Annotated in this window: 9 protein-coding genes and 1 pseudogene; all 10 read left to right on the top strand. The window is 60.8% G+C overall.

Translation table 11 applies throughout. The annotated features are described in order from the left end of the window. A pseudogene (locus tag PMI22_RS08700) lies at positions 1–461 on the top strand (acyl-CoA dehydrogenase); the annotation flags it as partial. Positions 462–568: 107 nt separating this feature from the next. Further along, positions 569–1,729 carry an acyl-CoA dehydrogenase family protein gene (locus PMI22_RS08705; RefSeq protein WP_033049499.1) on the top strand — a complete coding sequence of 387 codons (1,161 nt, stop codon included), beginning with the start codon at positions 569–571 and terminating at the stop codon, positions 1,727–1,729. A 10-nt stretch (positions 1,730–1,739) separates the two neighbouring features. Next, complete coding sequence (locus tag PMI22_RS08710; RefSeq protein WP_007947371.1) at positions 1,740–2,933, top strand: CaiB/BaiF CoA transferase family protein; 1,194 nt, start codon at positions 1,740–1,742, stop codon at positions 2,931–2,933. Beyond that, positions 2,933–3,781 carry an HpcH/HpaI aldolase/citrate lyase family protein gene (locus PMI22_RS08715; protein WP_007947370.1) on the top strand — a complete coding sequence of 283 codons (849 nt, stop codon included), beginning with the start codon at positions 2,933–2,935 and terminating at the stop codon, positions 3,779–3,781. The genes PMI22_RS08710 and PMI22_RS08715 overlap by 1 nt, the downstream gene beginning before the upstream one ends. A 163-nt stretch (positions 3,782–3,944) precedes the next feature. Beyond that, positions 3,945–5,465: a 4-hydroxyphenylacetate 3-hydroxylase family protein gene (locus PMI22_RS08720; RefSeq protein ID WP_007947369.1), complete on the top strand. Its 1,521-nt coding sequence runs from the start codon at positions 3,945–3,947 to the stop codon at positions 5,463–5,465. 74 nt (positions 5,466–5,539) lie between these two features. Beyond that, the gene (locus PMI22_RS08725) at positions 5,540–6,076 is read left to right on the top strand and encodes a carboxymuconolactone decarboxylase family protein (RefSeq protein ID WP_007947368.1); all 537 of its coding nucleotides are present in this window, start codon (positions 5,540–5,542) and stop codon (positions 6,074–6,076) included. Positions 6,077–6,097: 21 nt separating this feature from the next. Then, the gene (locus PMI22_RS08730) at positions 6,098–7,123 is read left to right on the top strand and encodes a VOC family protein (RefSeq protein WP_007947367.1); all 1,026 of its coding nucleotides are present in this window, start codon (positions 6,098–6,100) and stop codon (positions 7,121–7,123) included. Between the two features lie 74 nt (positions 7,124–7,197). After that, positions 7,198–8,160, top strand: coding sequence for a flavin reductase (locus PMI22_RS08735; protein WP_007947366.1), 963 nt, complete (start codon positions 7,198–7,200; stop codon positions 8,158–8,160). Beyond that, positions 8,157–9,089: a fumarylacetoacetate hydrolase family protein gene (locus PMI22_RS08740; protein WP_007947365.1), complete on the top strand. Its 933-nt coding sequence runs from the start codon at positions 8,157–8,159 to the stop codon at positions 9,087–9,089. The genes PMI22_RS08735 and PMI22_RS08740 overlap by 4 nt, the downstream gene beginning before the upstream one ends. A gap of 33 nt (positions 9,090–9,122) precedes the next feature. Continuing rightward, positions 9,123–9,737, top strand: coding sequence for a glutathione S-transferase family protein (locus tag PMI22_RS08745; RefSeq protein WP_007947364.1), 615 nt, complete (start codon positions 9,123–9,125; stop codon positions 9,735–9,737). The last annotated feature ends 6 nt before the right edge of the window (positions 9,738–9,743 follow it).

Below are 9,743 nucleotides of genomic sequence, written 5' to 3'. Positions count from 1 at the left end.
AGCACACGGTCTCCGGTGAGCGTGGTGTCTGCCTGGTTGAGGAACAGGACATCGTCTACCGCCAGCCAGCGCCGAAAGGTGCGCCCCTGGCCGGCGCGCCAGTCGAGGGCTGTGCCGAGTTTCGCCAGTCCGTTCATCCCGACCCGGTCTTGCTGTTCCGTTACTCGGCGCTGACGTTCAACAGCCACCGCGTTCACTACGACCAGCCCTACGCGGTCGAGGTAGAAGGCTACCCGGGTCTCGTCGTGCAGGGGCCGCTGGCCGCCACGCTGCTGCTCGAAGCCTTTCGGACCCGACATCCGGCCAAACGCATTCGACACTTTGCGTTCCGTGGGGTCGGTCCGCTTTTCGATACGACGGATTTTGATCTGTGCGGCCAGATTACCGGCCCGGACAGCGCCGACTTGTGGACGGAATGCGCTGGCCGGCTGGCGATGAAGGCTGAAGTCACCTTCGACTGACCGGCCAACCAACCAAAACGATTCAACAAAAGGTGCCTCTGTGCAGAGGTGCCAAGGGCACTGCTGTGCCGCAATTGCCTCAGACATGACAGGAAACCGCCATGACCATGCTCTATACGCCTGACGAACACCAGGAAATCCGTGACGCCGTACGTGCCCTGTGCAGCGAGTTTCCGGACGAATACCACCGCAAAATCGACGAACAGCGCGCCTACCCTGAAGCATTTGTCGACGCGCTGATCGGCGCCGGCTGGCTCTCCGCGATGATCCCCGAGGAGTACGGCGGCTCCGGCCTGGGCCTCACCGAGGCGTCGGTGATCATGGAGGAGATCAACCGCTCGGGCGGTAACTCCGGCGCGGTGCATGGCCAGATGTACAACATGAGCACGCTGCTGCGTAACGGCAGCCAAGCGCAAAAGGAAAAGTACCTGCCGAGGATTGCCTCAGGCGAGTTGCGCATCCAGTCCATGGCGGTGACTGAGCCGACTACCGGCACCGACACCACCAAGATTAAGACCAATGCGGTCAAGAAGGACGGTCGCTATGTTGTGAACGGCCAAAAGGTATGGATCTCGCGGGTACAGCATTCCGACCTGATGATCCTGCTCGCGCGCACCACGCCCCTGACCGAAGTGAAGAGAAAGTCCGAGGGCATGTCGATTTTTATCGTCGACCTCAAGGACTCGATCGGCAAGGGTCTTACCGTGCAGCCGATCCCCAACATGGTCAACCATGAGACCAACGAGTTGTTCTTCGACAGCCTGGAGATCCCTGAGGAAAACCTGATTGGCGAGGAGGGTAAGGGTTTCAAATACATCCTTGACGGGCTCAACGCTGAGCGCACCTTGATTGCCGCCGAATGCATCGGCGACGGTTACTGGTTCATGGAGCGCGCCGTCAAGTACGCCAACGAGCGCGTGGTGTTCGACCGCCCGATCGGGCAAAACCAAGGGGTGCAATTCCCGATCGCCGATGCCTTCATCGAGATCGAAGCGGCCAATTTGATGCGCTTCAAGGCGTGCCAGCTGTTCGACGCCAACCAAGCCTGTGGTGCCCAGGCCAACATGGCCAAGTACCTGGCGGCCAAGGCTTCGTGGGAGGCGGCCAACGTGTGCATGCAAACCCACGGCGGTTTCGGCTTCGCCAACGAATACGACATCGAGCGCAAGTTCCGTGAGACGCGCCTGTACCAGGTCGCGCCGATCTCCACCAACTTGATCTACTCCTACGTCGCCGAGCACTTGCTCGGGCTGCCGCGCTCTTTCTGAGGACTCCGCCATGGCTAATACCAAACCGGTACTTGCGCTCGAAGGCATCACGGTGGTCTCGCTCGAACACGCGATCGCAGCCCCTCTGGCGACGCGTCATCTGGCCGATCTGGGGGCTCGCGTGATCAAGGTCGAGCGCCCTGGCAGCGGCGATTTTGCCCGCGCCTATGACGCCCGTGTCGATGGCCTTGCCTCGCATTTCGTCTGGGTTAACCGTTCGAAAGAAAGCCTTGCCCTTGACCTGAAGCAACCCGAGGCACAGGAGATTTTAATGAAGCTCCTGTCCGAGGCCGATGTGCTGGTGCAGAATCTCGCCCCCGGCGCGGCCGCCCGCCTGGGGCTGTCGTTCGAAGCGCTCGCGCCGAAAAACCCGAAGCTGATTGTGTGCGACATCTCAGGGTACGGCGAGGGCGGTCCGTATACCGAGAAGAAGGCCTATGACTTGCTGATTCAGAGCGAGGCGGGCTTCCTGTCGATCACCGGTACTCCCGAGGAGCAGGTCAAGTCCGGCATCTCGATCGCCGACATCGCGGCTGGTATGTATGCCTACACGAATATTCTCAGCGCGCTGATTGAACGTGGCAAAACCGGGCGTGGCCGCCGCATAGAGATTGCGATGATTGACGCGATGGTCGAGTGGATGGGCTTCCCGATGTACTACGCCTACGAGGGTCAGGAGCCGCCGCGGCGCACCGGTGCGTCCCACGCAACCATTTACCCCTATGGGCCGTTCCGCGCCGGCGACGGCCGCACCGTCATGCTCGGCGTGCAGAACGAGCGTGAGTGGGCTGTGTTCTGCGAAAAGTTGCTGGGCGACGCAGCACTCGCCACTGATGAAAGGTTTGCCAGCAACGCACGACGCACCGCCAACCGTGATGCCTTGAGCACACTGATCGAGCAGAGCTTCGCCAGTATCACCGCCGAAGAAGTCATGGCCCGCCTCGATGCAGCCGACATTGCCAATGCGAACGTCAGCTCGATGGGCGACATCTGGAGCCATCCACAACTCGAGGCGCGCAAGCGCTGGACGAGCGTGGATACGCCCGCAGGACCCGTGCCCGCGCTGCAACCGCCGGGAATGGGCGGTGATCATCCCGCCCGTATGGGCCCTGTGCCGGCACTGGGTGAGCATACCGCTGCGATTCTTCGCGAACTTGGCTACATAAACCGCGCCGATGAACTGGACGAAAGGAAGGTGGTGTGATGGCGATCCGAAATTTGAATCTTGGGCGCGCGCGAACCTTCCTCTTCGTTCCCGCTAACCGCTCCGAACGCGTTGCCAAGGCGTTGGCCAGCGGTACCGACGTGGTGGTCGTCGATCTCGAGGACGCGGTAGCACCTGCCGACAAGCCCGCCGCGCGCCTGGCCTTGCTGGCCTGGCTGGATGCCAACCCCGATGAGCGGGTCACCGTGAGGATCAACGCCGCAGACACGACGTGGCATGAAGATGACCTGGCGGCCTGTCGCCACACCGGCATCGCCGCCGTGATGCTGCCCAAGGCGGACAGCGCCGCGCAGGTCGAACACGTCCATGGCGCCAGCGGCAAACCGGTGCTGTGCATTATCGAAACCGTGAAGGGCATTGATGCGTTGGCGCATATCGCCGGTGCGCCGGGTTGCGCCCGTTTGATGTTCGGCAAGCTGGATCTGGCTGTCGAGCTCGATCTGATACCCGACGAGTCAGACCCTGAAGAGCTGGTGTTTCTACCATGGCGCGCAATGCTGGTGCTCGCGAGTAAACGGGCACGACTGCCTGCGCCGGTCGATGGGGTGTTCACCGCGATCGGTGACCAGCCAGGCTTGGCTCGGTACGCCGCGCGTGCGCGTCGTCACGGGTTCAGTGGCCAGTTGCTGATCCATCCCAGTCAGGTGACCGAGGCCGCTGCGGCATTCACGCCCTCGGCGCAGGATATCGATTGGGCACAGGCCGTTTGCCGCCTGGCTGACGCGGCCGGAGGCGGCGTGGTGGTTCTGGAGGGCCGCATGATCGATGCGCCGGTCATGGCGCGGGCGGCAAACATTCTCGCCTTGGCAGCCGAGTTTGGCCTCTGAGCTGTCGGCTCTTTTCCATTTTGGAACAGCTCTTCGTCCAATTCACAAATTCTTAAAACCTGCCCATCTCAATACTATCGAGGCGTGGAAACAGCAGCCGAATTTTACTTGCGGCGGTCATCCCCGCCTCAGGCCAAACGTTTCAAATGCAGGAGCATTACCCATGGAAAATAACGCAAACAAAAAAACGCCTGCCATGAGTGGAGCACGAACAGGAGTGCGCAGCGGAGCCGACTATATCGACTCTCTCAAAGACGGTCGCTCGGTCTGGATTGATGGCGAGCGCATCAAGGATGTGACGGTTGATCGCCGGTTCCGTGGCGCGGTCCAATCCATCGCCGATCTTTATGACATTCAGTGCGATCCAGCCTTGCAGGACAAGATGACCTTTGTCTCGCCGACTTCCGGTGCGCGCGTCGGGCGCTCGTTCATGCTGCCGCGCTCTGCCGAGGACCTGCGCCTGCGCCGGGACATGATGAAGACCTGGATGGACGCCGTGGGCGGCATGATGGGGCGCACCCCGGACTTCCTCAACGTGATGGTCAGCGCCCATGCCTCGGCCCATGAACTGTTTGCCGCCGGTGGCGCACAGTTCGGCCAGAACATCCTGAAATACCATGAGTTCATCCGCGAAAACGACCTGGCGCTGACCCACTCGCTGGTGTCGCCGGACATCGACAAGCGCCTGCAGATGTTCGAGCAGCCAGGCGATATGGTGATGCGCGTCGTGCGCGAATCCGATGCCGGCATCTATGTTTCCGGCGCGCGTTCGGTGGCTACCCTCGGCCCATTGGCCAACGAAGTATTGATCATGCCGGCGGCGGCGAAATTCCCGCTGGTGGCCGATGCCGAGGCCTATGCGGTCGGATTTGCCTGTCCCATCGACACCCCCGGGATGAAGATGATCTGCCGCCCCTCGTTCCCTACCACAGGCCGCTTTGCCAACGACCCGCTCTCGGCGCGGATGGATGAGATGGACGCCGTTCTGTGGTTTGACGAAGCGTTCATTCCGTGGGAACGCGTGTTCATGTACCGCAGCATCAAGGCCGTAGAGTCGGCGATGAAGTCGCCTTCCGGCCCCCATGGTTCACACCAGTCGGCCACGCGCTCGCTGGCGAAAATGGAGTTCCTGCTGGGCATTGCCTACAACCTGACGGAAGTGAACCACAGCCGTTTCCCCAACGTGATGGTTCAACTTTCCGAACTGGTGGCCTATGTGGAAACCCTGCGCGCCCTGATTCGCGTAGCCGAAATCGACTGCATTCCAGGCCCTGGCGGTACCGTTGTGCCTTATGAACAGCCGCTCAATGTGGTGCGTGCCCAGTACCCGGCAATGCATGCCCGGGCCCTGGAGATTCTCCAACTGCTCGGCGCCGGTAACGTGGTGGTTGCGCCAACAGTCGAGGACCTCCACAGCGAGAACGGTCCGGCCATCGAACGTTACTGCGCCGGCGCCGACATTCCCGCCGAACGCAAGATGCAGCTGTTGCGCCTGGCCTGGGATGCTTCCTGCTCGTCCTTCGCCGGACGGCAGAATCTCTACGAGAAGTTCTTCTCCGGCGACCCATGGCGCAATGCGCAGATGCGCGGCGAGCGCTATCCGGGTGCCCGCGAGGCGCAGGACCGGGTGTGGGCGTTCCTTGATCGTAATGGTGAGTGGGACCAGCGCATCAACGGCCAGTAATCCGAGGGTGCCGCAGCCGTTGTAATAGCCACGCTGCGGCAGCCGACATCGAATAATAATGTGCGGAGTTCCTTATGCCTCGTATTCACCTGCCAACCCCGGACGAAGAACCCGAAGCATTTGCAGTGCTCCGGGAAAAGCGCGGTCATGCCCCCAACGCGCAGATCTTTCGAACCCTGGCCATCTGCCCAGACATCCTCGAAGTGTTCATTCCCATGGCTGACGCCGTTCGCCAGGGCCAGGGCATCGATCCCAAATTGCGCGAGATGGCCATCGTGATGGCGTGCCAGACCATGGGCACGAATTACGAACACGATCCTCATTGGAATCGGGCCATCAAGGAAGGCGTCTCGAAGGAGCAAATGCTTGCGCTTTGGGATTTTGAAAAGAGCCCGCTGTTCTCCGAGCTCGAGAAGGCGGTCCTGCGCCTGGCACGGGATGCGACCCGGGCGCCAGCGCAGGTCAGTACCGGGGTCTGGGAAGATGTTTACCACCGACTCGGCCCAAAGCAGAGCGTCGCGCTGCTGTTCAATATTGGTTGGTACAACATGACCGGTCGGTTGACTGGCCCCCTCGAATTGAGCAACGAGGCCGATTTCACTCGGCTCTGAATAGACACCAGGAGACTTAACATGCCACTGCCCAAACCGGTCTACTACCCACCGTTCAACATCACCCGCTCGAGCCACGCGGTTATCACCTCGCGCGACCTGGAAGCCAGCCGCGATTTTTACGAGCAGGTGATTGGCCTGGTCCTGACCGAACGCGATGCCGATACCCTCTATTTCCGCGGTCTGGAGGAGGTCTGCCACCACAGCCTGGTGATCAAGCGCAAGAGCGACAACCATGAAGCCGAAGCGATCGGCTTTCGCGTTTACACCGAAGAGGAGCTGGATAAGGCGGAATACTTCTACCGCTCCAAAGGCCTGCCCGCGCGCTGGATCGAAGTGCCACACCAGGGTCGCACGCTACTGGTCAACGACCCTGCCGGAACCCCGGTGCAGCTCTGCGCCACCATGACCACCACGCCCCGTGTGTACACGCAATTCCAGGACTTCAAGGGCGGCGCGGCGATGCGCTTCGACCACTATCAGATCCAGGTTCCGAATGTGCAGGAACAGACCGACTTCTATGCAGAAATGGGTTTCCGCATTTCCGAATACATGGCGCTGGACGAGAAGTTGATTGCGACGTTCATGTTCCGCAAACCGGGCACCCAGGACATCGTTTTCCTGGAAAATCCGGGCCCGCGTTTGCATCACTTTGCCTACACCGTGTCCGATTCCCACAGCATCCTGCGCGCCTGCGATATCGCCGGCAATCTGGGCATGGGCGATGTGGTGGAGCGGGGGCCTGGCCGGCATGGCCCGGCGGGTGTGTTGTTCGTTTATCTGCGCGATCCCGATGGCCATCGCGTGGAGTTGTTCTGTGATCACTATCTGCTGATCGATATCGAGGTCGAGCCTGTCGCCTGGGATGTGCGCAAGCCCGGCTTGTCCTTGCGCTGGGGCCTGCCACCCCAGGAAGCCTGGTTCAACGAGACCACTGCGTTCAGCGGTATTGCGACCAAGGAGCTGGATCACGAACGCGGCCCTCTGGTGACGCTGGAAACCTACCTGGCGGACAAAGCCCGGGTCAGGGCCGCCAGCAACAAGTAGTAGCGCCGGGGGCCACTTCGGTGGCCCTTCGCAGCGCGGCGGTATCGATAACAAGAAGACTGGAGGCATTCAACATGACGACTCACACAGCAACCCAAACAGAGCCTGCCAAGGCTGGCCCAGCCTTCGACGGCCGAGCCTTGCGTGACGCTTTCGGCTCGTTCGCCACCGGCGTGACAATTGTCACCACCACCGGGCCAGGCGGCGTGGACATCGGTTTGACCGCCAACAGCTTTTCCTCGGTGTCCCTGGACCCGCCGATGGTGCTCTGGAGCCTGGCGCGGACCTCCTTGAACATGGATGCTTTTCGCAACAGCGGGCATTTCGCCGTGCATATCCTCTCGGCCGATCAGGAGGCACTGTCGGGGCGCTTTGCGAGCAAGGGCATAGACCGGTTCGAGGGGCTGGCGCTTGATCGGGGACCGGACGGTATTCCAATGCTCAAGGAGTGCATGGCCCGCTTCGCGTGCAAGCTGGCTTATCAATACGAGGGTGGCGATCACGTCATCTTTGTCGGCGAGATTGTCGATTTCAGCCATTCTGCGCGCAAACCCCTGGTCTTCCACGGCGGGCGCTATGGCATGTTGTTGCCTAAGCAACCCGTGACCTCGGTTGATGAGTTCAGCAACCTCACCCCCGATGATTTGTTGTATCAGGTGTCTAACGCCTACTTCCAGACCCGGCAGACCGTGATTGAAAAACTTGAATCCCGGCAGTGGACGGCAGAAGAATACGCGGTGCTCAGCATCATTGGTCGTGAGGACGGTCTGTGCGTACCGGAGATCGTTGCGCGCAGCGAAAAAGTTCGTGGTCAGGGGATTTCCTCGGCGATTGTGCAGCAGCTCATCGAGCGTGGATTGCTGCACGAGGTCGACTCAAGCGATAGACCCGTGGCTATCCGCCTGACCCCTGAAGGCCGTCTTGCGGTCCTGGAGCTGATCGCCATACGCAAATCGAGTGAGGCCGATGTTCAAGGCAATCTGGACCCGAGCGAAGTGCAGCTGTTGAAGCACCTGCTGGCAAGGCTCGCCGCATGAAAATCGCCCGCTATCAATCTGCTGCCGGCCCTGAGCGGCTCGGCATCGTTAGCTCCGTGTCGGGCCGTGAGCTGCTGGTTGATGTTGCCAAGGCTGCCGCCGCCCGGGGTGGTCCTGGTACGCCGACGTCAGTGATGGCCCTGATCGAGGGAGGCGCAGCGGCGATGGACGCCACGCGCGAGTTGCTCGCCTGGGCGGCAGAGCGCCAGGATCCCGTCTGGATGGATGACCCTGCTTGTGTTGAGTGGCTGACGCCTGTGCCAGCGAAGTCGATATTCTGCGCAGGCCGCAACTTTGGCCGGCACAAGCTGGAGTCGATGAAGGGCGATACCGCCAACGCCAGCAAGTTGCACAGCGACTTCCCCACCGGCTTCGTCAAGTTGGGGCGCACTCTGGTCCCCCACAAAAGCCAGGTGACGCGGCCCGACGATGTGCTCGATTTCGACTACGAAGTGGAGATCGCCCTGGTGTTGGGCAAGGCGATTGATGCGCGCAGCGACATCGATCCCGCCAGCGCGATCTTCGGCTACACCATTTTCAACGACCTGTCGGCGCGGGAATGGCAGCTTAGCGAGATGCAGAACGGCATGATCATGCTCGGGAAGAACTTCCCTGGCTTCGGCCCGATCGGCCCCTACATCCTTACCGCCGACTCCGTGCCGGACCCCACTGGCCTGGTGCTGTGGCTGAAGGTCAATGGCGAACTGCGCCAGCACTCCGACTGCCGTGACCTGATCTTTGGTTTCCCGGAAATGGTCGCGTTCTGGTCGCGTTTCGGCTTGGTCCCCGGCGACCTGATCAGCACCGGTACACCTGAAGGTGTGGCGCTGCACCACAAGCCCGATCCACGCCAGTGGTACCTCAAGCCTGGCGACCGGGTGGAAGCGGGCGTCGACGGTATCGGTGTGCTGGAAACCTTCATCGTCTGAGTAACCCATTCCCCATCACTTCTGGAGTGTTTTATGAAATTGTATTTTTTGCCCGGCGCCTGCCAGATCGGCATCCATGCCTTGCTCGCTGAAATTGGCAAGCCGTTCGAAATCGAGAAGGCAGCGCGTCCGGGAACGCCGGAGTTCGAGGCTTACACGCAGATCAATCCCAAGGGAAAAGTACCGGCGCTGATTCGCGATGACGGATCGCTGCTCACCGAGTTCCCGGTGATCGCGCTCTATCTCGCGCGCACGAACCCCGAAAGAGAGCTGATCCCGACGGATACCGAAGGCGAAATTCGTGTGTTGGAAATGCTCGAATATTTGGTATCTACCGTGCACATGCAAGGCTACACTCGCGCTCGCCGGCCGGAGAAATTCACGCCGAGCGAATCAGACCACGCGGCTGTAAGGGCGCAGGGCCTGAAAATATTCCAGGCCGGTCTCGACCGGGCAGAACGACAGATCAACGGCAAAAATTGGTTATTCGAGAAAATGACCATCGCGGACTTTGCACTTTTCTATCTCGAGCACTGGTGTGTGCTCAATGGAATCGGTTCGCTGGGTCCAGCTTGCCAGGCACACCACGACCGCCTGTGGTCGAAGGTCGAAATCCGTCGCGCCGTCGAGTCTGAACTCATCACCTGATTTCGA

This window comes from Pseudomonas sp. GM21 (assembly GCF_000282215.1).
Taxonomy (GTDB): domain Bacteria; phylum Pseudomonadota; class Gammaproteobacteria; order Pseudomonadales; family Pseudomonadaceae; genus Aquipseudomonas.
This window is presented reverse-complemented; position numbering and strand designations above follow the sequence as displayed.

Excerpts from the sequence above, each read along its gene's own strand:
- PMI22_RS08705 (WP_033049499.1), top strand. The coding sequence starts at position 569 with ATGCTCTATACGCCTGACGAACACCAGGAAATCCGTGACGCCGTACGT.
- PMI22_RS08710 (WP_007947371.1), top strand. The coding sequence starts at position 1,740 with ATGGCTAATACCAAACCGGTACTTGCGCTCGAAGGCATCACGGTGGTC.
- PMI22_RS08715 (WP_007947370.1), top strand. The coding sequence starts at position 2,933 with ATGGCGATCCGAAATTTGAATCTTGGGCGCGCGCGAACCTTCCTCTTC.
- PMI22_RS08720 (WP_007947369.1), top strand. The coding sequence starts at position 3,945 with ATGGAAAATAACGCAAACAAAAAAACGCCTGCCATGAGTGGAGCACGA.
- PMI22_RS08725 (WP_007947368.1), top strand. The coding sequence starts at position 5,540 with ATGCCTCGTATTCACCTGCCAACCCCGGACGAAGAACCCGAAGCATTT.
- PMI22_RS08730 (WP_007947367.1), top strand. The coding sequence starts at position 6,098 with ATGCCACTGCCCAAACCGGTCTACTACCCACCGTTCAACATCACCCGC.
- PMI22_RS08735 (WP_007947366.1), top strand. The coding sequence starts at position 7,198 with ATGACGACTCACACAGCAACCCAAACAGAGCCTGCCAAGGCTGGCCCA.
- PMI22_RS08740 (WP_007947365.1), top strand. The coding sequence starts at position 8,157 with ATGAAAATCGCCCGCTATCAATCTGCTGCCGGCCCTGAGCGGCTCGGC.
- PMI22_RS08745 (WP_007947364.1), top strand. The coding sequence starts at position 9,123 with ATGAAATTGTATTTTTTGCCCGGCGCCTGCCAGATCGGCATCCATGCC.